Annotated in this window: 23 protein-coding genes; 14 read left to right on the top strand and 9 right to left on the bottom strand. The window is 41.8% G+C overall.

What is annotated here, in order from left to right:
• The first annotated feature begins 32 nt into the window (after positions 1-32).
• Entirely contained in the window at positions 33-695 is a 663-nt protein-coding gene (locus tag AB4298_RS19910; RefSeq protein WP_371988101.1) for a glutathione S-transferase, read from the top strand.
• A 146-nt stretch (positions 696-841) separates the two neighbouring features.
• On the opposite strand, the gene AB4298_RS19905 is transcribed toward AB4298_RS19910, so the two are convergent.
• Positions 842-1,426: a LysE family translocator gene (locus tag AB4298_RS19905; RefSeq protein WP_371988127.1), complete on the bottom strand. Its 585-nt coding sequence runs from the start codon at positions 1,424-1,426 to the stop codon at positions 842-844.
• 171 nt (positions 1,427-1,597) lie between these two features.
• On the opposite strand from AB4298_RS19905, the gene AB4298_RS19900 reads away from it, so the two are divergent.
• The gene (locus AB4298_RS19900) at positions 1,598-2,965 is read left to right on the top strand and encodes an aminotransferase-like domain-containing protein (protein ID WP_371988099.1); all 1,368 of its coding nucleotides are present in this window, start codon (positions 1,598-1,600) and stop codon (positions 2,963-2,965) included.
• Between the two features lie 47 nt (positions 2,966-3,012).
• Here the strand turns inward: AB4298_RS19900 and AB4298_RS19895 are convergent, their stop codons facing one another.
• Positions 3,013-3,489 (bottom strand): outer membrane lipoprotein, encoded by a 477-nt coding sequence (locus AB4298_RS19895; RefSeq protein WP_248997465.1) that lies wholly within the window; start codon positions 3,487-3,489, stop codon positions 3,013-3,015.
• A 54-nt stretch (positions 3,490-3,543) separates the two neighbouring features.
• On the opposite strand from AB4298_RS19895, the gene aat reads away from it, so the two are divergent.
• The 3 genes from aat (at position 3,544) to infA (ending at position 5,300) form a co-directional block, all read left to right on the top strand.
• Positions 3,544-4,254: a leucyl/phenylalanyl-tRNA--protein transferase gene (aat, locus tag AB4298_RS19890; RefSeq protein WP_248997466.1), complete on the top strand. Its 711-nt coding sequence runs from the start codon at positions 3,544-3,546 to the stop codon at positions 4,252-4,254.
• On the top strand, positions 4,244-4,963 hold the full coding sequence (locus tag AB4298_RS19885; RefSeq protein ID WP_371988097.1) for an arginyltransferase: 720 nt from the start codon (positions 4,244-4,246) through the stop codon (positions 4,961-4,963). Before aat ends, AB4298_RS19885 begins: the two co-directional genes overlap by 11 nt.
• A 118-nt stretch (positions 4,964-5,081) precedes the next feature.
• A complete protein-coding gene (gene infA, locus AB4298_RS19880; RefSeq protein ID WP_005500725.1) occupies positions 5,082-5,300 on the top strand; it encodes a translation initiation factor IF-1 in 219 nt (72 codons plus the stop codon).
• A 174-nt stretch (positions 5,301-5,474) separates the two neighbouring features.
• Here infA and clpA read toward each other — a convergent pair whose 3' ends face one another.
• Positions 5,475-7,736, bottom strand: coding sequence for an ATP-dependent Clp protease ATP-binding subunit ClpA (clpA, locus tag AB4298_RS19875; protein WP_371988094.1), 2,262 nt, complete (start codon positions 7,734-7,736; stop codon positions 5,475-5,477).
• Between the two features lie 38 nt (positions 7,737-7,774).
• Entirely contained in the window at positions 7,775-8,083 is a 309-nt protein-coding gene (clpS, locus tag AB4298_RS19870) for an ATP-dependent Clp protease adapter ClpS (RefSeq protein WP_012155760.1), read from the bottom strand.
• A gap of 239 nt (positions 8,084-8,322) precedes the next feature.
• Between clpS and cspD the strand changes: the two genes are divergently transcribed.
• Entirely contained in the window at positions 8,323-8,529 is a 207-nt protein-coding gene (gene cspD, locus AB4298_RS19865) for a cold shock domain-containing protein CspD (RefSeq protein ID WP_012155761.1), read from the top strand.
• Positions 8,530-8,779: 250 nt separating this feature from the next.
• On the opposite strand, the gene AB4298_RS19860 is transcribed toward cspD, so the two are convergent.
• Positions 8,780-11,002: an NADP-dependent isocitrate dehydrogenase gene (locus AB4298_RS19860; protein ID WP_371988092.1), complete on the bottom strand. Its 2,223-nt coding sequence runs from the start codon at positions 11,000-11,002 to the stop codon at positions 8,780-8,782.
• 303 nt (positions 11,003-11,305) lie between these two features.
• Here AB4298_RS19860 and AB4298_RS19855 point away from each other — a divergent pair, with 303 nt between their 5' ends.
• From AB4298_RS19855 to AB4298_RS19830, 6 genes are all read left to right on the top strand, one after another.
• On the top strand, positions 11,306-12,028 hold the full coding sequence (locus AB4298_RS19855; protein WP_371988091.1) for an rRNA large subunit pseudouridine synthase E: 723 nt from the start codon (positions 11,306-11,308) through the stop codon (positions 12,026-12,028).
• 10 nt (positions 12,029-12,038) lie between these two features.
• On the top strand, positions 12,039-12,491 hold the full coding sequence (locus tag AB4298_RS19850) for an NUDIX hydrolase (RefSeq protein ID WP_371988090.1): 453 nt from the start codon (positions 12,039-12,041) through the stop codon (positions 12,489-12,491).
• Positions 12,492-12,812: 321 nt separating this feature from the next.
• The gene (gene mnmA / locus AB4298_RS19845; protein WP_371988089.1) at positions 12,813-13,928 is read left to right on the top strand and encodes a tRNA 2-thiouridine(34) synthase MnmA; all 1,116 of its coding nucleotides are present in this window, start codon (positions 12,813-12,815) and stop codon (positions 13,926-13,928) included.
• 3 nt (positions 13,929-13,931) lie between these two features.
• Positions 13,932-14,549, top strand: coding sequence for a high frequency lysogenization protein HflD (gene hflD, locus AB4298_RS19840; RefSeq protein ID WP_248997472.1), 618 nt, complete (start codon positions 13,932-13,934; stop codon positions 14,547-14,549).
• A gap of 30 nt (positions 14,550-14,579) precedes the next feature.
• A complete protein-coding gene (gene purB, locus AB4298_RS19835; RefSeq protein ID WP_371988088.1) occupies positions 14,580-15,950 on the top strand; it encodes an adenylosuccinate lyase in 1,371 nt (456 codons plus the stop codon).
• Between the two features lie 147 nt (positions 15,951-16,097).
• A complete protein-coding gene (locus AB4298_RS19830) occupies positions 16,098-17,228 on the top strand; it encodes a ribosomal protein uL16 3-hydroxylase (protein ID WP_371988086.1) in 1,131 nt (376 codons plus the stop codon).
• Positions 17,229-17,321: 93 nt separating this feature from the next.
• On the opposite strand, the gene AB4298_RS19825 is transcribed toward AB4298_RS19830, so the two are convergent.
• On the bottom strand, positions 17,322-17,747 hold the full coding sequence (locus AB4298_RS19825; RefSeq protein ID WP_371988085.1) for a DUF4826 family protein: 426 nt from the start codon (positions 17,745-17,747) through the stop codon (positions 17,322-17,324).
• A 266-nt stretch (positions 17,748-18,013) separates the two neighbouring features.
• Here AB4298_RS19825 and AB4298_RS19820 point away from each other — a divergent pair, with 266 nt between their 5' ends.
• Positions 18,014-19,045, top strand: coding sequence for a Glu/Leu/Phe/Val dehydrogenase dimerization domain-containing protein (locus tag AB4298_RS19820; RefSeq protein WP_371988084.1), 1,032 nt, complete (start codon positions 18,014-18,016; stop codon positions 19,043-19,045).
• Between the two features lie 162 nt (positions 19,046-19,207).
• Positions 19,208-19,552 (top strand): hypothetical protein, encoded by a 345-nt coding sequence (locus AB4298_RS19815; RefSeq protein WP_371988083.1) that lies wholly within the window; start codon positions 19,208-19,210, stop codon positions 19,550-19,552.
• A gap of 42 nt (positions 19,553-19,594) precedes the next feature.
• Here the strand turns inward: AB4298_RS19815 and AB4298_RS19810 are convergent, their stop codons facing one another.
• The 3 genes from AB4298_RS19810 to AB4298_RS19800 all read right to left on the bottom strand — a co-directional run bounded on the left by AB4298_RS19810 (position 19,595) and on the right by AB4298_RS19800 (position 21,207).
• Positions 19,595-20,041 carry a PliI family lysozyme inhibitor of I-type lysozyme gene (locus tag AB4298_RS19810; RefSeq protein WP_371988082.1) on the bottom strand — a complete coding sequence of 149 codons (447 nt, stop codon included), beginning with the start codon at positions 20,039-20,041 and terminating at the stop codon, positions 19,595-19,597.
• Between the two features lie 152 nt (positions 20,042-20,193).
• Positions 20,194-20,607 (bottom strand): MarR family winged helix-turn-helix transcriptional regulator, encoded by a 414-nt coding sequence (locus AB4298_RS19805; protein WP_371988081.1) that lies wholly within the window; start codon positions 20,605-20,607, stop codon positions 20,194-20,196.
• A 156-nt stretch (positions 20,608-20,763) separates the two neighbouring features.
• Positions 20,764-21,207, bottom strand: a complete 444-nt coding sequence (locus AB4298_RS19800) for a DUF1285 domain-containing protein (protein ID WP_371988080.1) — start codon at positions 21,205-21,207, stop codon at positions 20,764-20,766.
• Positions 21,208-21,262 lie beyond the last annotated feature (55 nt).

Below are 21,262 nucleotides of genomic sequence, written 5' to 3'. Positions count from 1 at the left end.
GCCTTATAAAACTATAAAAATAAGTCCTACATATGTCTTTTCCTACTCTCTACTCATTCCGCCGCTGCCCTTATGCTATGCGTGCAAGGCTTGGCATACTATTATCAGAGCAATCAGTTAACTTGCGAGAAATAGTGTTAAAACATAAGCCCGAGGCGATGTTAGTTGCATCACCTAAAGGCACCGTTCCGGTACTGATATTGCCTGATGCAAGCGTGATTGAAGAGAGTATTGAGATCATGTGCTGGGCACTAATGCAACATGACCCGCTGAATTTGTTATTAAGTGAAGCGCCGCAACAACAAGAGATAGCCAAAGCTCTAATTCATACCAATGACCATAGCTTTAAACCTTGGCTAGATAAGTATAAATACGCAGATAGACACCCAGAGCACAGTGAGCAGTATTATCGACAACAAGCTGAGGTATTTATTGCGCAACTAGAAAGTATATTGGCAAAGCACTCGCAATTAATGGGTGATAAGGTATCCATTGCCGATTACGCCATTTTTCCATTTATTCGCCAGTTCGCGTCCGTAGACAAATTTTGGTTTGACGCCAGTCATTACACGCATCTTAAAAAGTGGCTAAAGTTTCATATTGAAAGTGATGCATTTACACAAATAATGAAAAAGTATCCGACATGGCTAGAAAGCGGTAAGAGTTTTGAGTTTGGTAAACACATCGCAGTTTAAACTTGCTAAAAAAGCAAAGATTAAGTTTGATAGTGTGGCGTCGAAGCTCAATAAAATGAGTGACGCCACAAGCAGCCAACTCTAACCAAATTTAAACACCGTCAAAGCGACAGCTTCAAGTTAGCCTTATTCGATACTGCATTACGCTAGCGAATAATCAGTGGAATAGTCACTAACAAGAGGCCTGACATCACTAAATTGAAGCCTTTACGTCTTTTTGTAGTATTGAGTTTACGCCTAATTGTTGCTCCCAATATCACCCAAGTAAATGATGCTGGAAAACCAATAATATTAAAAATGAATACTCCTGCAATAGCACTTAACCAATAAGCCTCTCCTCCAATAGTAAATGCGGTGCACAAGGTAATTGTTGCCATCCACGTCTTAGGGTTTATCCATTGAAATAAAGCAGATTCTTTTACTGTCATAGGTTGCCGTTCGGCAACAACGAGCTCGTTATCTACAGGCAAAGTAAACACTTTATAGGCCAGAAACAATAAGTAAGCTAACGAGGCAAATTGCAGTGCTTGATGCATAACAGGCCAAGTTTCAAAGACCCCGCCTAACCCAAGCAGAATCGACACATGCAGCAAAGTTTGCCCAACCCTAATACCAATTAAATGAGGCAAAGTACGCCTTATGCCAAAGTTAGCACCAGATGTCGCTAACAGGACATTATTAGGCCCTGGAGTCATTGTCATTGTTGCGCAAAATATCGCAGCTGAAATCATTAATGGCCAAATGCTTTCCACTTTACTACCTCCAAAATTTAACGATATTTTCGATATCAAATATCATTCTATAAAGTTAAACCCAACAATTGTACGCGTACAATTACTAGACAATTAAACTAATAGGTGCATACTAACGCCAACAATTATGAATACAATGGTTTTATTGTTATGGGTACAATTTGGACGCCGAAACTAAACAGTTATTCTGGAGCTAAGTATTTAAGACTGGCACAAGCAGCAGCAGACGCCATCAACCAAAAAGAGTTATTAGCAAACACCAAGTTACCGCCACAAAGGCGCTTAGCTGATGCGTTAGGTGTTACGGTAGGGACGGTTACTCGAGCTTACGCAGTACTTGAACAACGTGGCTATGTATACGCAAAGGTCGGCGCTGGGACATTTGTTAGAGCTGAAGAAAGCGAATTTAAAAACAAACAAATCAATTTCGCAACTTGCCAGCCACCATTAACTAATCAGATTAGCGTGCTAAGTGACGCTATGAGTCAATTGGCAAAATCTCCTCAGCGTTTAACACAGCTAATGGCATATCATGGTGAGCCCTTAAAGGAGCATCAACTTATCTTTAGCCAATGGCTACACAAACGGGGGATTACTCAACAACCTGAGCAAATTGTGTTTACCCATGGTGCACAACAAGGGATTTTTGCGGTACTAAATGGATTAATGCAAGCCGGTGACACCTTACTTTGTGAGGGTAATTGCTACCCCGGGATCCATACCGCAGCAGTACAACTGGGGATTAACATTGAGCCTATTACGCTAAGTGATGAAGGTTTAGACTTAAGTGAACTTGAACAAAAGATTATAGCTCACCAACCGAAAGTACTTTACATTACGCCGAATAACCAAAACCCAACTTGTATTCAATACAATTTATCCCAACGCCAAGCTATTTTAGCGTTAACTAAAAAATATAATTTAGTGATCTTGGAAGACGATGTTAACTATTGCCTTAGTAGCGAATGGCATTCGCCTATTTGGTCAATAGAGCAAGGATCCGAACAAAGTGAAGACCCTGGACATGTAATCTACTTATCAAGCTTATCAAAAGTCTTTTGTGGTGGATTACGCCAAGGTTTTTTACTGGTCCCAAATCTATATGCTCTTAAAATCAAACAGGCTATTCATAGCCAGTGCTGGATGATATCACCTCTCAATACAGAGCTCGCTTGTCGGGTTATTCAAAACCCTGAGTTCATGGGGCAGCGTGAACAAGTTATCGCACAAAGACAGCAACTCTGTATTGAAATGGGGCAAAGATTAGGACTAAAACAAAGATGGCGAGGTTTAAATGGTTGGCTCCAATTAGCTTTACCTTTAAAAGCCCATCATGTGGTTACCGCACTTGCGCAAAAAAATATTCTCGTTAGAAATGGGGATGATTTTAATAACCACCAAAACTTTATACGACTTAGCATAGGTGATGCAGCAGATGATAAAATATTCGTCCAACAACTCGCTATTATCGAAGCCTGTATTAAGTCTTTAAGCCAGACGGCCTATTCTGTTGTTTAAGCCAAAGCACACAAAAAAAGCCGCTATGCGCGGCTTTTTGTGTCTCATTACATCTGTCGGTCAACCCTGACGAAACCTTTTAAATAAACGACCCTGACGTCATCATTTACATTAAATACCATTCCGGGGTCCAAATCTTGAATAACCATAACTTGCTCGCCAGTATCTAGGGTTATCATCATTTCAACCAATCTTAGTTCTTGATAATACGAGCTGTCTCCATAGCGATTACCGACGCCCGCACCAAGTAACGCACCTAGTACTGTTGCCACATCTTGACCGGAACCTCCTCCGAACTGATGACCAACCACACCACCGATTAACGCACCGCCAAAGGTTTTCCAGCCCGTATTTTGGTCTTCAACCAATTGCTTTTGTGTAATATTGCGTACTGAGGCGACTTGACCAAACTCGACTTTTTCTACAGGAACAGCTTGATTACGGTCGTAAGGCGCGGCAATTGTCGCTTGTGTAACAAAAAACAAACAGATAACAGTGAAAACAATAAGATGAGGTTTCAACATAAGACTTTTTCCGCTAACTTTAAGGATAAGTATATTTATTAATCTTACTCAATTGTGAACTCACTGTCCTATTTAAATAATGATCAGCAAGGTTTTCCACCTCCTGAACAAGCATTAACTGATCCTAACGGGCTCTTAGCTGTAGGCGGTGACTTGCGACCTGAACGTTTACTAAACGCCTATTATAACGGCATATTTCCCTGGTTTAATTTTGATGATCCTATCCTTTGGTGGTCTCCCGATCCCCGAGCTGTTTTTGTTCCAGGGAATATGAGAATAAGCAGGAGTTTAATTAAGTTCCTAAGAAAGCAAGATTGGACCTTCACTATCAATCATAGTTTTAAAGCTGTAACAGAAGGCTGTGCAGCACCTCGTTCAGGCCAAGATGGCACTTGGATCTCGACTGAAATCCAGCAAGCCTACCTAACATTACATCAACAAGGCCATGCGCACTCACTAGAAGTTTGGCAGGGTAACCAATTAGTCGGCGGGCTTTATGGTTTAGCTATTGGCCAAGTTTTTTGCGGTGAATCTATGTTCCACCGCGCAACTAATGCCTCGAAAGCTGCTATGATCGTATTACAGCAACATCTGCAGCGCAGTGGCTTTAAGCTTATTGATGCGCAAGTGGTAAACCCACATTTAGACAGCTTAGGAGCAAAGTCTATTAGACGTGAAGACTTTATTAGGCTATTGACCCATTTAAGAGATGGTCAAGTACACCCCGATAGCTGGCGTAAAACCGAGGTACTCCTTGAACTCTAAATCTAGACACGTCACAGTAGGTAGAACCAAAACCTTTCCTTGCAGTTATTTAGATGATCAGCAAGAGCAACTCATGGTTTTACAAGAAGATGTTATCGATGTGAACTTATTCGAGCAACTGCTCGCACTTGGGTTTCGTCGCAGTGGCAGTATGATCTATAAGCCGCAATGCCCACAATGCAGTGCCTGCCTGCCAATCCGCTTATCTATAGATGATTTTTCATTATCTAAGCGACAAAAACGCACAATGAAGAACAATCAGGATTTAAGCTGGAAGATCGTTGAACACAAAACTGAGCAGCAATATGCGCTTTATGAGCGTTACGTAAACACTCGCCATCATGACGGTTCGATGTTCCCAGCAACGCCTGAGCAATACGATAGTTTTGCGACAGCGACTTGGATGCAACCACTATTTATCGAACTTCGGCTTAGCGATGAGCTAATTGGTGTTGCAATTACCGATGTTTTGCCTCACAGCCTATCTGCAATCTATAGCTATTTTGCTCCAGAATACGATAAGCGTTCATTAGGTAGCTTACTCATTTTACTGCAAACTCAAATTGCTAAAATGATGAAAAAACAATTTCTGTATCTTGGCTATCAAATTGATGAGTCTCGAAAAATGAATTATAAGCGCGACTATCGCCCTCACCAAATCTTGACTCAATCAGGCTGGGTAACTGAGATTAAGATCAAAAACCAGTGAATTAAACCGTAACTAAGCTGTAGATAGCGTATATACTCAACCTTTGCTTTACAGCAGCACCAATTTACGGCATGATGTGCCCGTTTTATTATTTGAAGGCTAACAGGATAACTGATTAATGGCGAAAGAAGACAACATTGAAATGCAAGGCACAATCCTTGAAACCTTGCCAAATACAATGTTTCGTGTAGAACTTGAAAATGGTCATGTCGTAACGGCACACATTTCAGGAAAAATGCGTAAAAACTACATCCGTATTTTAACGGGTGACAAGGTAACGGTTCAGCTGACACCTTACGATTTGAGCAAAGGACGCATCGTCTTCCGTTCACGCTAAGTTATTAGCCTACAACGTAAATTATAAAAAAGCCGGCAATGCCGGCTTTTTGTTGTCTATGATTTATGTGTTAGTTTACTTAGCTGACTTATCTTTAACAGAAGTAAGGAACCAATAACTCATACTTTCTGTTATTGGCTCTAATATCTCGTAAAAATAATTGGGTTGTGGCTTCTACGAGTGAGCAACCTTCTCAAGCGACTCAGTAGTAATCACAATCTCATCACCTTTCACATCTACGCGTGCGATACCGCCTTTCTCAAGCTCGCCAAATAAGATTTCATCAGCTAAAGGACGCTTAATCAGCTCAGTTACAACTCGCGCCATAGGACGAGCTCCCATTGACTTGTCGTAACCTTTCTCTGCCAACAAGGTTCTCGCTTCGTCACTCACTTCGAGTGTAACCGATTTATCATCTAGCTGTGCTTGCAGTTCAACTAAGAACTTATCGACAACTTTAGCAATAACCGTCATATCTAAGTGGTTAAACCAAATAATCGAATCTAAGCGATTACGGAACTCTGGTGAGAAGACTTTATTGATTTCAGATAACGCATCCTGAGTATGATCTTGCTGTTTAAAACCAATCGACTTACGAATCGTTTCTTGTACACCAGCGTTAGTCGTCATCACTAAGGTCACGTGTCTAAAATCTGCTTTACGGCCATTATTATCAGTCAGTGTACCGTGATCCATCACTTGCAGTAGCAAGTTGTAAACATCTGGATGGGCTTTTTCAATCTCATCGAGCAGCACCACACAATGTGGGTTCTTAATCACTGCATCGGTCAGCAAGCCACCTTGGTCATAACCCACATAGCCTGGCGGTGCACCAATTAAGCGTGACACAGTATGGCTTTCCATGTACTCAGACATGTCAAAGCGGACCAGGTTAAGGCTTAAACATTTAGCAAGCTGACTGGTAACCTCTGTCTTACCCACACCGGTTGGGCCGGCAAACAAAAAGCTACCTACAGGCTTATGCTCACCACCTAGACCGCTTCGAGATAAGCGAATTGCAGAGCTAAGCCCCTCAATCGCCTGGTCTTGACCAAACACCACCATTTTAAGGTTACGCTCAAGATTCTTAAGTAAGTCTCTATCAGAGCTCGATACCGACTTCTCAGGAATACGTGCCATCTTCGCGATAATTGATTCGATTTCAGTCTGACCAATGGTCTTTTTGCGTTTACTCGCTGGCTGCATCGCCATACGTGCACCCGCTTCATCAATCACGTCAATCGCTTTATCTGGCAAATGTCTGTCATTAATATGTTTGTCAGACAGTCTTGCTGCCACACTGAGCGCCGCTAAGGTATAACGCACGTTGTGGTGCTCTTCATACTTTGACTTAAGCCCTTGCAAAATCTTAGTCGTCTCAGCTACCGAAGGCTCATTAATATCAACTTTCTGGAAACGACGCGCTAAAGCTCGGTCTTTCTCAAAAATACTTTGATACTCTTGGAATGTGGTTGAACCCATGCAACGTAATTTACCTCCGGATAATAACGGTTTCAGTAAATTAGACGCATCCATCACGCCACCAGACGCTGAACCGGCACCGATAATCGTATGGATTTCATCGATAAATAAAATCGCATGTTCATCATTTGCCAACTCTTTTAATAAGCCTTTGAAGCGTTTCTCAAAGTCTCCGCGGTATTTAGTTCCCGCAAGCAGCGCACCTAAGTCGAGTGAGTAAACTGTCGCTTTACTCATCACCTCTGGCACTTCTTCTTTAACAATTCGGTAAGCTAAGCCTTCCGCGATTGCGGTTTTACCTACACCCGCCTCACCCACTAACAGTGGATTGTTCTTACGTCGGCGGCAAAGAATTTGAATCGAGCGCTCAATTTCCTCGGTACGACCAATCAAAGGATCAATACTGCCGCTTTTAGCAAGTTCGTTCAGGTTAGCTGTGAACTGCGATAAAATACTGCGCTCTTCTTCAGTCTCGCTTTGATCTTCAATTCTGCTTGGCTCACCATCAGTATCAATGTCGTTTTTAGAAAATCCGTGAGAAATAAAATTAACGACATCTAAACGCGTCACATCGCCTGTGCGCAGCAAGTAAACAGCTTGCGATTCTTGCTCACTAAAAATAGCCACCAGCACGTTAGCGCCAGTCACTTCATTACGCCCAGATGACTGCACATGAAATACCGCACGTTGCAATACACGTTGGAACCCGAGCGTAGGTTGTGTTTCCTTTTCGTCTTCGGGATCAGAAATAATCGGCGTGGTTTGTTGAATGAAGCTGGCCACTTCATCCCTGAGTTTTTCTATATTTGCTCCGCAAGCAACAAGCGCCTCTTGTGCGGCCGGGTTATCGATTAACGCCAACAATAGATGCTCTACCGTCATGTACTCATGACGCGCATCTCTGGCTTGTTGAAAAGCCAGGTTTAAGGTGACTTCAAGATCTTTGTTTAGCATAAGCACCCCCTAAAAATTAACAACAGAGCAAAGCCAAATTAGGCTTCCTCTAAAGAACACAGTAACGGATGTTGGTTTTGTCTTGCAAATTGATTTACTTGCGCAACCTTAGTTTCTGCAATTCCAAATGGGTAAATACCGCAAATTCCTTTACCTTTATGATGGATTGCTAACATGATTTCCGTTGCTTGTTGCTCATCTTTCTTAAAGAACAGTTGTAATATCTCGATGACAAAATCCATTGGTGTGTAGTCATCGTTGTTTAAAATGACTTTATACATAGAAGGCTGTTTAAGCTCTGACTCAACACTTTCTTCTACGTGTTCAATATTTTCTGTTCTACTCATATCCCAATATTAGCCTCTAGTTTTGGCTTGTACCAATTGATTATGTAACTCAGTCTGTTTGTTGGACAAATTCTATCAAATTATACTCAGGTACGACTTGTTAAAAAATGTTACTTTTTTGTTAACTTTATCTTGACAACCACTTATTCAGCTTTCATTCTGTTCATTAAGCGAGGAGTTTCCCCGCTGATAAGTTTTACTATCTTACTGGGAAGTGGACAACAGAAGGAAGTGGAAGTATGGCAAGCGGAACTGTTAAATGGTTCAACAACGCCAAAGGATTCGGGTTTATATGCCCTGATGCTGGCGGTGAAGATGTTTTTGCACACTATTCTACCATTGAAATGGAAGGCTATCGAACGCTAAAAGCGGGCCAACCAGTCAGTTTTGAGGTAGAAGCAGGTCCAAAAGGAATGCACGCGTCAGCAATATCGCCAACGAACTAAAATAAAATTAGATAAACCCAGCTATATAAGTAAAGATATTTATATAGATTGGTTTATGTTGCGATACGAACATAAAAAGCAGAGTAGCTAAGCTATTCTGCTTTTTTATTGGTTAAATGCATCTCGCCACTACTGTAAACAACAAAAAGGCCTGCATTACGCAGACCTTAGAGGTTAAATTGAATCTATTGCTTTACATCACATGGGCGCTGTCAAATACCCATGTGACTCAAACAATTTTTCACTCAACCTAGCCAACAATAGCGTTCAATGTTGCACTTGGACGCATTGCAACTGACGCTTTAGCTGCATCCAAACGATAATAACCGCCTAAATCAACAGCAGGTCCTTGGACGCCATTTAATTCAGCAATAATCTTAGCTTCATTGCTAGTTAACGACTCTGCAAGTTGAGCAAACTCAGCTTGAAGAGCAGCGTCGTTAGTTTGAGCCACTAATGCTTGTGCCCAGTACATAGCAAGATAGAAGTGACTACCACGATTATCCAGTTCACCTACACGGCGTGAAGGCGACTTGTTGCTATCTAGGAACTGACCAATCGCAATATCTAACGTGTCAGCAAGCACTTGCGCCTGTGCATTGTTAGTCGTTTGGCTTAGGTGCTCTAAAGATGCGCCTAATGCTAAGAATTCACCGAGAGAATCCCAACGTAAGTGACCTTCTTTTTCTACCTGTTGCACGTGTTTAGGTGCACTACCACCCGCGCCAGTTTCAAATAAGCCACCACCATTCATTAGCGGCACAATTGATAGCATTTTAGCACTGGTGCCCAATTCTAGGATTGGGAACAAATCCGTTAGGTAGTCACGCAGTACGTTACCGGTAACAGAAATAGTGTCTTTACCTGCTTTAACGCGATCTAGTGTAAAGCGAGTTGCAGCAACAGGCGACATCACGTGAAGCTCAAGGCCTTTAGTGTCATGTTCTTGTAAGTAAAGCTCTACTTTCTTAATAATTTCAGCATCGTGGGCACGATCTGCATCTAACCAAAATACTGCAGGTGTGCTTGATAGGCGCGAACGGTTAACGGCAAGCTTAACCCAGTCACGGATTGGCGCGTCTTTAACCTGACACATTCTGAAAATATCGCCCACTTCTACATTGTGTGACATTAATACATTGCCGTTTTGGTCAACTACGTTAACCGTACCGGCTGCAGCAATTTCAAATGTCTTATCGTGGCTACCGTATTCTTCCGCTTTTTGCGCCATAAGGCCAACGTTTGGTACGCTACCCATAGTGCTAGGATCAAACGCACCGTTATTGATACAAAAATCGATAGTTTCTTGATAAACACCGGCATAACAACGATCAGGGATCATTGCTTTCATGTCTTTTAGTTGGCCATCAGGGCCCCACATTTGCCCTGAAGTGCGAATCGCTGCAGGCATAGACGCATCAATGATCACATCACTTGGTACATGTAAGTTAGTAATGCCACGATCAGAATCAACCATAGCAAGCTCAGCACGTTCGTTATAAACCGCCGCTAAGTCAGCCTCGATTGCCGCTTTTTGTTCTGCCGGTAATGTTGCGATTTTCGCGTAAACATCACCAACACCGTTGTTTACATCAACACCTAGCTGTTCAAACAACTCCCCGTGCTTAGCAAATACGTCTTTGTAGTAAACCTTTACCGCGTGGCCAAATAAAATTGGATCTGACACTTTCATCATTGTTGCTTTCAAGTGCAAGGATAATAATACATCTTGCTCTTTCGCCAGATTAGTTTCACGCTCGTAAAACTCAAGCAATGCTTTTTTGCTCATTACAGCTGAGTCAATCACCTCACCCGCTTGCAGTGCAATTGCGCTGCGCAATACATGCTCAGAACCATCCGTTTTATTCAGCACAATTGAGACGCTGCCAGCGTCAGCCACTGTGACCGACTTCTCGCTACCGTAAAAATCACCTTCGCTCATATGTGCAACATGCGATTTAGAGTCCGCTAACCACTTGCCCATTGAGTGTGGATTCTTCTGGGCAAACTTTTTCACAGAACCTGGTGCGCGACGATCAGAGTTACCTTCACGTAAAACTGGGTTTACCGCACTACCTTTAATCTTGTCGTAACGTGATTGAATGTCTTTTTCAGCGTCATTTTGTGGCTCATCAGGGTAACTAGGGATATCGTATCCCTTGTTTTGTAGCTCTAAAATACACGCTTTCAACTGCGGAATAGACGCACTGATGTTTGGTAACTTAATAATGTTCGCTTCAGGCGTTTTAGCCAGCTCTCCTAATTCAGCCAATGCATCATTAATGCGCTGTTCTGCTGTTAGGTTTTCAGGGAAATTAGCAATCACACGGCCAGATAAAGAGATGTCACGCGTTTCTACGTCAACACCTGCAGTTCGGGTAAACTTTTGGATAAGAGGCAATAAAGATAAGGTTGCGAGTGCCGGTGCTTCGTCAGTTTCGGTATAGATGATCGTTGATGTTTTATCGTTCATTTTGTGTCCTACATTGATTTAAATTTAAGATTTTTATAATAATTATTCTGTATTTTTACGATTAAAAAACTGTAACGGTCTTGAGTTATCACTTTGAATTGCTAGTGATAATTTATGCGATCTTGTGTGCAATAAGCCAGCGACATTATTCGCATACATCTCACAAATGAAAATAATTAGTTGCGGATCACACTTTTTAATTTGCCGACATCATAAAACATTCCGCGCAATTTTCAAATTCCACTAAAAGCCAATGCGCAGTACAATAGTGAAATAGCCCGTATAGATGAAAAGTATTCCAGCGTGACGCAGCCATTTTCAAAGAAAAGTACCAGTAATAAAAAAAATCCCCGCAGTGCACGTTCTAGCAATAGCGGTAATCGCCCAAGTAGTAACAACACAGGGGCGGGGAATTCATTTTCTCGGGCAGGCTTTAAACGTAAGAGCACGGCTAATCCCAAAAGCGTCGCCAATCCGATTATAGTGCTGTTTAACAAACCCTTTGATGTGCTTTGCCAATTCACTGACGAGCAAGGACGTCAGACCTTAAAAGATTTTATTCCTGTGCCTGGCGTTTATGCCGCGGGTCGACTCGACAGAGATAGCGAAGGTTTATTATTACTAACTAATGACGGTAAATTGCAGTCACAAATCACTGAACCTAAAAAGAAAACCTTTAAAACCTATTGGGCTCAGGTTGAAGGTTCACCGACTGAAGCGGCGCTTGAACAATTGCGCCAAGGTGTTGAGTTAAAAGACGGAATGACACTACCGGCTAAAATTAGCATTATGGATAAGCCCAAGGTCTGGGACAGAACCCCGCCTATTCGCGAGCGCGCTAATATTCCGACAACTTGGTTAGAAATACAGATCTGCGAAGGGAGGAACCGACAAGTAAGACGCATGACGGCGCATATTGGTTTTCCGACATTAAGATTAATCCGCTATAAAATAGGTCAATGGAGTCTAGATGATCTGCAAAACGGTGAATATCGTCAACTTGATATGAAAAACAAATCTGTGTGAGTAATTAGCCATGACTGAGCGCTACAAACCCAATACCACTGTCGCCTGCATTATTGAGGCTCAAGGTAAATACTTGTTAGTTGAAGAGCTCATTGACGGTGAAGTTAAATATAATCAGCCTGCAGGGCATCTTGAAGCCCATGAATCGATTATCAGCGCCTGCTCTCGTGAGGTATATGAAGAGACAGGCCTTAACCTTATCCCTCAAGGCTTGATAGGAATTTATCAATTTAGTGCCTGTGAATCACTCGCCTTTGTGCGCTACACCTTTTACGTTCAGCTTGACAAAATCATCACCTCAGCCCCTATAGATCCGGCAATTAATGCCTTAGTTTGGTTAACGCTTGAAGAAATTAATTCATTAAGCCCACAACTTAGAAGCCCGTTAGTCATTAAATCGATTAACGATTACTTAGCGGGGAAACATTTTCCTTTAGCGCTGCTTAATGACGACTATTTCTAACTTAAGTTTAAGTATAGGTGTGCAGACGCTGATTATCCGTTTGACTAGCGCTGGCGGATTGTCATCTGAAATGCCCTTATTTGCAGCAATTAATATTCATCAGTTTAAGCCCATTAATGGTTCAGTATGAGTGAATATTCAACGCCGTAGCAGCCAAAATAAAAGATAGCTCTTCACTAGATAGCCCAGCCTTATAATGCATGATAGAATATGCACCCGCAGAAAGCCGCGGCTTGAACAACGTATTTCGATTATCAATATTATTCATTGAGATACCGATTCGCAGCAATATTCAGTAAACACAAGGTTTTTTTAGGATTTATGACGTCAATCGAACCCACTCATCTTGGTAAAAAAGTCATCGTCGGTATGTCCGGTGGTGTTGATTCATCAGTTTCAGCCTACCTGTTAATGAAACAGGGTTATCAGGTTGAAGGCCTGTTCATGAAGAACTGGGAAGAAGATGACACGGATGAATATTGCGCGGCAGCAGACGATCTTAAAGATGCACAAGCTGTATGCGACAAATTAGGCATTAAATTGCACACGGTTAACTTCGCGTCAGAGTATTGGGACAATGTGTTCGAATACTTCTTAGCAGAGTACAAAGCCGGTCGTACCCCGAATCCAGATATCATGTGTAACAAAGAGATTAAATTTAAAGCTTTTCTCGAGTTTGCAGATGAAATCTTAGACGCTGATTACATCGCGATGGGCCATTATGTGCGCCGCCGTGATATTGATGGCACCAGCCAAATGCTGCGTGGCGTTGATGGCAATAAAGATCAAAGCTATTTCTTATACACATTAGGCTACGAGCAAGTTGCTCGCTCATTGTTCCCAGTTGGTGAGCTCGATAAGAGCGAAGTTCGCGAAATTGCTAAAGAAATGGGCTTAATCACTCACGATAAGAAAGACAGCACAGGTATTTGTTTTATCGGTGAACGTAAGTTTACTGATTTCTTACAAACCTTCTTACCAGCACAACCAGGCAACATCGAAACCAGCGAAGGCGAAGTCATTGGTACTCATCAAGGTTTGATGTACCACACCTTAGGTCAACGTAAAGGCCTAGGTATTGGCGGTCTTAAAAACAGTAATGAAGACCCATGGTACGTTGTTGAGAAAGATTTAGTCCGTAATGTATTGATTGTGGGACAAGGTGGTAACCACCCTCGCCTGATGTCAAATGGCCTAATCGCCAACCAGCTGCACTGGGTTGACCGTAAAGGCCCTGCTGATGGCTCAAACATCACAGTGAAAACACGCTATCGCCAACAAGATGTACCGTGTCGCGTTACCTATGACTGCGATGACGTGCTACGGGTGATTTTTGATGAACCTGTTGCTGCGGTAACGCCTGGCCAATCAGCGGTTTTCTATGATGGTGAAATCTGCCTAGGTGGCGGTATTATTGACGCACTAATAAGAGATTAATTAATGAGTGATCAGCTGTTTGAACGCACTATGGCCTTTGCTGGTATTTTACAAGCAGTGGCCCAAGTTCAATATATTGCAAGGCATGGTGATTCAGATAAAGACGCATTAGCAGCAAGCCTACAATCAGTATTAGTGACCAATCCAGAGTCGACAAGTGATGTCTATGCTGACAAATTTGCGCTAAGAAAAGGTTACGAGCTGATTGTTAGCCAGCTTGGCGACGCGAAGCAAAAAGACGTGGAAGTGACTCGCTATTTAGTCGGTATTCTAGCTTTAGAGCGCAAACTAACCCGCTCTTCAAACGCGATGGGCATGCTAAGCGAGCGCATTAACCAAGTTCACCGTCAACTCAATCACTTTGAGATCACCGACGAGCAAGTCATCGCAAATTTTGCCGGTATTTATAGCGACATTATTAGTGAACTTGGCCCTAAACTGCAGATCTCTGGCAATCCTGAGTTTCTTAAGCGTACCCAAACACAACATAAAATTCGCGCTTTATTGCTGTCTGCCATGCGCAGCGCAGTGCTATGGCGTCAATTAGGAGGCAAGCGTAGGCATCTTGTCTTCGCAAGAAAAACAATAGTCGATACAGCTATGAAAAGCCTCACCCTATAATTTTAAGCCTAGTTCACCAAGGAGCTTCAAATGGAACTTTCCGCACTAACTGCTATCTCTCCGGTAGACGGTCGTTATGGTAGTAAAACCGCCTCATTAAGAGGGATTTTCAGCGAGTACGGCCTGACCAAATACCGTGTTCAAGTCGAAATTAACTGGCTTAAGCTGCTTTCAAGCTGCCCAGAAATTGAAGAAGTTCCACCTTTTAGCGAAGCTGCATTGGCTTTGCTTGATCAAATTAAAGATAACTTTAGCGAAGCTGATGCATTGCGCGTTAAAGAAATTGAAGCAACAACTAACCATGACGTTAAAGCGGTTGAATACTTCATTAAAGAACGTATTGCCGATAACGCAGAGCTAGTTGCAATTGACGAGTTCGTGCACTTTGCTTGTACCTCTGAAGACATTAACAACCTGTCTCATGCTTTGATGCTAACAGAAGCGCGTGATCAAGTGATTCTGCCTTATTGCCAAAAAGTCGTTGATGCCGTTAAAGCGTTAGCACATGAGCATAAGTCAGTACCGTTAATGTCACGTACTCACGGCCAACCAGCTTCACCTTCAACATTAGGTAAAGAGATGGCTAACGTGGCTGTACGTTTAGAGCGTCAGCTATCTCAAGTTTCTAAAGTTGAAATCATGGGTAAGATCAATGGCGCAGTAGGTAACTACAACGCTCACATCTCTGCTTACCCAGAAGTTGACTGGCATGCTCTGTCACAGCGCTTCGTTACTAGCCTTGGCATTAACTGGAACCCATACACCACGCAAATTGAGCCGCACGATTACATCGCAGAATTGTTTGATGCCCTAGCGCGCTTCAACACAATCTTGATCGATTTCGACCGCGACATTTGGGGTTACATTGCATTAGGTCACTTTAAGCAAAAAACCATTGCCGGTGAAATTGGTTCTTCAACCATGCCACACAAAGTTAACCCAATCGACTTTGAAAACTCTGAAGGTAACCTAGGTATTGCTAACGCATTAATGCAACACCTTGCCGCTAAGCTTCCAGTTTCTCGCTGGCAGCGTGACCTTACCGACTCTACAGTGCTACGTAACTTAGGTGTAGGTATGGCGCACTCTCTAATTGCTTACCAAGCAACATTAAAAGGGATTAGCAAGCTAGAAGTTAACGAAGAACAACTTCGTAAAGAGCTCGATGGCAACTGGGAAGTTCTAGCAGAGCCTGTGCAAACTGTTATGCGTCGTTACGGTATTGAAAAGCCATATGAGAAGCTAAAAGAGCTAACTCGTGGTAAGCGTATTGATGGTGCACAGCTTGCAGTATTCATCGATGGTCTTGAGCTACCAGAAGACGTTAAAGTTGAACTTAAAAAAATGACTCCAGCTAACTACATTGGTCGTGCTGAAGCATTTGTTGACGAGTTAAACTAATTGGCTTTTTAGCAACTTGCTATTAAAGCGTCAATAAAGGCGTTAAGCTTAGGCTTAACGCCTTTATTTTATCTAAGATTTAGCCACTGCTTGCAGCAATATTTTTAATTTAAACCTTCTCCATCCAACAAGAGTAGCCTCCTCATTATGTTTAGTCTTAACTTTGATATCAGCGAATTTTTAACTCAATACTGGCAAAAAAAGCCCATCTTAATAAAGAATGCTTTTCCCAATTTTGAAGATCTTATTAGCGCAGATGAACTGGCCGGCCTTGCCTGTGAAGAGTCAGTGGCATCGCGAGTGGTAGTGACCAAGCCTAATGATTGGCAAATTATTGAAGGTCCGTTTGAAGACTATGAGCAATTTGGTGATGAGAACTGGCAATTACTGGTTCAAGCATTAAACCACTGGCATCCAGATTCAAGCGAATTTATTAATGCATTTCGCTTTATTCCTGACTGGCGCTTTGATGATTTGATGGTTTCTTTTGCCACGCCCGGTGGCGGCGTCGGTGCGCATATCGATAATTACGATGTATTTATTATTCAGGGCGAAGGTGAGCGCCACTGGACTGTGGGTGATAAAGGCCAATACGCCCCTAAAAATAACGATCCAACTACACCGCTAATTGAAGGCTTTGAGCCCATTATCGATGTGGTATTAGAAAAAGGCGATATGTTATATATCCCTCCAGGCTTCCCACATCAAGGTCAAACATTAACCTTAGCAATGAGCTACTCGATTGGCTTTCGCGCGCCAAGCCAGCAAGAACTGTTTAGCGAAATGGCTGATGCATTAATTGACGCCAATAGCGGATTAAAACGCTTCACCTCAAGCTATGAGCCAAAGCTTGCTAGCCAAATAAGTAGCTCGCAGCAGAAAGATATGATGGCATTGATTACTGAGCTCGCTGCAAACCCTAATTGTTACCAAGCCATGCTAGGTAAAATGCTAAGCCAAAACCGTTTTGAGCTCGATATTTGCGAACCTGAAGAGGCTTATACCAGCGATGATATCAGTGACTATATTGAACAAGGCGCGCTGTTATACCGTATTGGCGGTTTAAAGTTACTTAAACTTGAAGATGATAGTGAGTCTCGAATCTTTGTTAATGGCGAAGCCTTTGGTTATAGCGACGTGATTGACGCAGATGTGCAGCAACTATGCGAGCACTTCAGCTTTGATAATGCTCAAGCAGCACTCCTGATTCAAACAGCAGCAACACAAAGCTTATTACTTGAATTACTCAATCGTGGCTACTTCTATTTTGGCGAATAATAGAAAGTAAAAGTTGACCTATAATTGCATTCAAAAAAGGCATCTCATTAGATGCCTTTTTTATTAACTTTTGTACTTTTTAAGGCTGTGTGATTATGATTTGGCTTGCCAAATACTGTCATCAGCCTGCATCTTATATAAGCTCTCAGCACGTGAAACGAGTAATTCAGCAAATTTTGCCTGAGCAGGATCTTTAGTGAGTCCAGAACGCTGAATGTTTTCAGCCTTCATTTGCCACATCATTGAAAAATGGCGCACTGCATCACGTGCAGTCTCAGCAACACTAATTTCCACGTAATCAGACGGTAAATCGCCAGACATCACCCAATAAGTCTGTTTAGTTGGCTTTTTAGTATCAATTTTCCAAATGGCAACAAAAGGCGCTAAATAACGACTTTCTTCTGGATAAACCTTGTTAGGCATAATGCCTTTTTCAGCCAAAAACTTATTTGCTTTCTGAAATTGGGCTCTGGTCCACTCTTGAATTTGTTGTTCTTTATCTACTACTTCTTCAGCCATCAAAAACTTCCTTTCTTATTGTTATTTTGTCTCTGTCTCTTTCTAGATAATTAAAAATCTAGCGCTGCTTTCTGATTCAAATCAAGCAACAACTTTACGTTAACGTAAGGTGGAAAGCAAAATTGCCAGACAGATCACAAATATTCCGAATCTTTACTTTATTGAGAGTATCCCTAAATGCTATCGTTCTGCAATAAATATAACAAGTAGACTACTCTGTAATCCTACAGCGGCGGTCATTCGATGCTCAAAGCGGAGATCAACAAGTGGCAATTTTCAATCACATCTCTTTCGACGACCATGAACAGGTCGTTTTTTGTCATGATAAAGAAAGCGGCTTAAAAGCCATTATTGCAATCCACAACACTAACCTTGGACCTGCTGTTGGTGGTTGTAGAATGTGGAACTACGAGTCAGATGATGAAGCTGTCACAGACGTTCTGCGTTTATCACGGGGGATGACTTATAAGAATGCGATGGCGGGTTTAGCAATGGGTGGCGGTAAATCTGTTATTATTGCCGATCCAAAAGTAAAAGATCGCGAAGCGCTATTTAGAGCCTTTGGCCGCTGCATTGATACCTTAGGTGGTAAATACTACTCAGCTGAAGATGTTGGCGTTTCAACTTCAGATATCATGATTGCTCATCAAGAAACCCCTTATATGGCCGGCCTTGAAGGTAAAAGCGGTGATCCATCTCCGTTTACTGCGCTAGGTACATATTTAGGCATTAAGGCTGCAGTAAAACATCAACGTGGCTTAGATAGCTTAAAAGGACTTAAGATCTCAGTACAAGGCGTTGGCCACGTAGGTTATTACCTATGCCGTCATCTACATGCTGAAGGCGCTGAATTGATTGTGACTGATATACATCAAGAATCATTAGACAGAGTTGCTAATGAATTTGGTGCTACCGTTGTAGCACCGCAAGATATCTACCATCAAGACGTTGATGTATACGCTCCATGTGCCCTAGGTGCTACCATCAATGACATCACTATCCCAATGATTAAAGCGACCATTGTTGCTGGTTGTGCGAATAATCAGCTCGCTGAAGTACGCCATGGTGAAATGCTAAAAGATTTAGGTATTTTGTACGCACCTGATTATGTAATCAATGCAGGCGGCATTATTAACGTGTCGTTTGAAAAAGATTATGATGCTTCTGCTGCAACAGCAAAAGTAGAAGAAATTTATAATACCCTTCTGACTATTTTCTCTCATGCTGATGAGCAAAACCGTACGACTGGTGATGTTGCAGATGAGATGGCAAGAGCCATTATTAACGCTGCAAAATAGGCTTTCTATTTTCAAAAAATACCCAGCCTAAGTGCTGGGTATTTTTTTACCTATAAAACAGTTAGTAGCGATAACTTCATAATTTAAATCTTCATATATACTAGCGAAGCTAGCTAACGTCTGCTTGAATTAGTAGCCATGCATTAAAAAGGGCTGTATTGAATGCCAATATTTAAATATGCACTTAATCAAGATTATATTGAGCTACAAGCAAGTAATTGGTGTGGCTTAGAGCAAATGTATATTAACGGTAAACGGGTTTCTAGAAAGCTCAATTTCGGTCTGCAAAGTGAACATTCTCTAACACTAAACGATGGCAAAGCGGCCAAGCTACAACTTTTACTCGATCCTAAAACAGAGCAACTCACCTGTAAGATCTACAAGCAAAACAACTTAGTTGCGAGCCTCAAGCAGGGGAAAAAAGAGTTATATCGTAGCCGCCAGTTAACCCAGCAAGGCATTTTAGCTATTGGCCTATTTATCGTTTTTTTACTGACCCTTAACTAGTTCAAACCTATTAATCCCCCCGAGCCAACCACTAAAAGCAATTTACTCACACAACACTATGCTGTTATTGGTTATACAAATTAACTGTGTGTTTTGATAGTTGCCACTACCTGCTGTCACCGTGGTCACTGCAATCTTTTGTTTGTCCCGACTATTTTCTATTAACTTGGTGGTTAAAATTGTACCGTCTCGAACAAAATTCACCGCAGCAACAAAATCTCCAACATTCAAGTCTCGGTATAGTTTTACGCTAGCACTGCCGATTGAACGAGGCTCTAAACGCCCTTCTTCAACAATTAAACTATTGCCATTAGCCAAGGTGATTGTTTGTAGATAACCGGCACTCTTTTTGGGATCTTGTATGCTATCAGCAACCACAGAATCGGAATTATTTACCCGACCTTCAATGGGTTTTTCCTTACTTTTATTAATATTTATCGAGCAGCCACTAACAAAAATAACAATACAAACAACCGCTAATCTGAACATAGAGTTTCCTTAATATTACAAAAAGGTGTCATAGCCAAGAGGTTCTCCCAGTAATAAACCAAGCTAGCAATAGCGTCGAGGTTAAACAAGGATAGAATCGCGCTTAAAAAGTTAAAGAATAGAAAATAATGGTGACCAACATGCGATGAATGCTAGTAGCGATTTATTTTATTAAGTAAGGCTAAAAAAAGTTCACGCTCTTCTTCAGCAAGATTATTTAAGAAGGTCTCGTTCACTCTTTCAGCTTCTCGAACTAGGTCTTGCTCTAGCGCCTTACCGTTATCGGTAAGATAAATTTGAAATGCGCGGCGATTTTCCGCATCTTGATGGCGGGTAATTAACCCTTGTTGTTGCAATTGATCCAGCAGACGCGTCATGGTGTAATTTGCCACATCACAGCGCTTTGATAGGGCTGTTTGAGTCACGCCCTCCTCTTGCCAAAGTGAAAATAGCACTGGCCACAGTTTGATATCTAACTGGTATCGTTTAAGCCGTTGATCTAACTCATTTTGTAGATCAACATTCAAATGAGAAACCAAGTCACCTAGACTCTCAAATCGATTCAATTAGCACCTCCAGTTCGCTTTATAAGCTGCTTTTAATCTTACCACTTACACAAAAAGAAACTAGCCTAGATGAACAATTATCACTCAAAATGATTTAAACAACATATAAATCATTACGTTAAATAAGAACAATTAACCTTGAAGTTGCAAGAGACGTTAAATAATAAATTCTTCAATAAATCGATAAAAACTGGCGCGGTTTAACCTTGCCTCTACTCCCTTCTCTAACAGCAATATTATCGAATCATCAGTAACAACAAATTGTGCTAATGACTCAACTTTATGCTCGGTGTTAATACTTGATTTAACCCAAAAGCTCCCGTCAGCTTGCTTATCATAATCAACCAGAATAAGTGCTTGAGTGGCTACGGAGACTTTGAGTTTTTCAACAGGAGTTATCAAAAAGTATTCTCGTTCAATGCGCTGCAGAATACTCGCGAAAAGCTTACAAAACTTAATAGGTAACTTACCACCTTGATAAAACCATTCTCCGCTATCAGTGATGTCGAAGAGTGGTTCTTCGCTGCATAGTGAAGCCCCTATCGTCAATGAAGAAATAGCTTCAGCAACTTGCTCTTCATCCAAATTCCCCTGTGACATTAGGTTCCTTATTTTCCTGTATAACGAATAACGGCTTCATCAACGTGTATTGCGG

It is taken from the genome of Shewanella sp. 10N.261.52.F9 (genome assembly GCF_041471165.1).
Lineage (GTDB): Bacteria > Pseudomonadota > Gammaproteobacteria > Enterobacterales > Shewanellaceae > Shewanella > Shewanella marinintestina.
The sequence above is the reverse complement of the archived record's forward strand: the minus strand, read 5'-3'. Positions and strand labels throughout refer to the sequence as shown.

Excerpts from the sequence above, each read along its gene's own strand:
- AB4298_RS19900 (WP_371988099.1), top strand. The coding sequence starts at position 1,598 with ATGGGTACAATTTGGACGCCGAAACTAAACAGTTATTCTGGAGCTAAG.
- AB4298_RS19895 (WP_248997465.1), bottom strand. The coding sequence starts at position 3,489 with ATGTTGAAACCTCATCTTATTGTTTTCACTGTTATCTGTTTGTTTTTT.
- clpA (WP_371988094.1), bottom strand. The coding sequence starts at position 7,736 with ATGCTAAACAAAGATCTTGAAGTCACCTTAAACCTGGCTTTTCAACAA.
- hflD (WP_248997472.1), top strand. The coding sequence starts at position 13,932 with ATGAGTGATCAGCTGTTTGAACGCACTATGGCCTTTGCTGGTATTTTA.
- AB4298_RS19910 (WP_371988101.1), top strand. The coding sequence starts at position 33 with ATGTCTTTTCCTACTCTCTACTCATTCCGCCGCTGCCCTTATGCTATG.
- AB4298_RS19905 (WP_371988127.1), bottom strand. The coding sequence starts at position 1,426 with ATGATTTCAGCTGCGATATTTTGCGCAACAATGACAATGACTCCAGGG.
- mnmA (WP_371988089.1), top strand. The coding sequence starts at position 12,813 with ATGACGTCAATCGAACCCACTCATCTTGGTAAAAAAGTCATCGTCGGT.
- cspD (WP_012155761.1), top strand. The coding sequence starts at position 8,323 with ATGGCAAGCGGAACTGTTAAATGGTTCAACAACGCCAAAGGATTCGGG.
- AB4298_RS19830 (WP_371988086.1), top strand. The coding sequence starts at position 16,098 with ATGTTTAGTCTTAACTTTGATATCAGCGAATTTTTAACTCAATACTGG.
- AB4298_RS19860 (WP_371988092.1), bottom strand. The coding sequence starts at position 11,002 with ATGAACGATAAAACATCAACGATCATCTATACCGAAACTGACGAAGCA.
- AB4298_RS19815 (WP_371988083.1), top strand. The coding sequence starts at position 19,208 with ATGCCAATATTTAAATATGCACTTAATCAAGATTATATTGAGCTACAA.
- AB4298_RS19850 (WP_371988090.1), top strand. The coding sequence starts at position 12,039 with ATGACTGAGCGCTACAAACCCAATACCACTGTCGCCTGCATTATTGAG.
- AB4298_RS19810 (WP_371988082.1), bottom strand. The coding sequence starts at position 20,041 with ATGTTCAGATTAGCGGTTGTTTGTATTGTTATTTTTGTTAGTGGCTGC.
- purB (WP_371988088.1), top strand. The coding sequence starts at position 14,580 with ATGGAACTTTCCGCACTAACTGCTATCTCTCCGGTAGACGGTCGTTAT.
- AB4298_RS19800 (WP_371988080.1), bottom strand. The coding sequence starts at position 21,207 with ATGTCACAGGGGAATTTGGATGAAGAGCAAGTTGCTGAAGCTATTTCT.
- infA (WP_005500725.1), top strand. The coding sequence starts at position 5,082 with ATGGCGAAAGAAGACAACATTGAAATGCAAGGCACAATCCTTGAAACC.
- clpS (WP_012155760.1), bottom strand. The coding sequence starts at position 8,083 with ATGAGTAGAACAGAAAATATTGAACACGTAGAAGAAAGTGTTGAGTCA.
- AB4298_RS19825 (WP_371988085.1), bottom strand. The coding sequence starts at position 17,747 with ATGGCTGAAGAAGTAGTAGATAAAGAACAACAAATTCAAGAGTGGACC.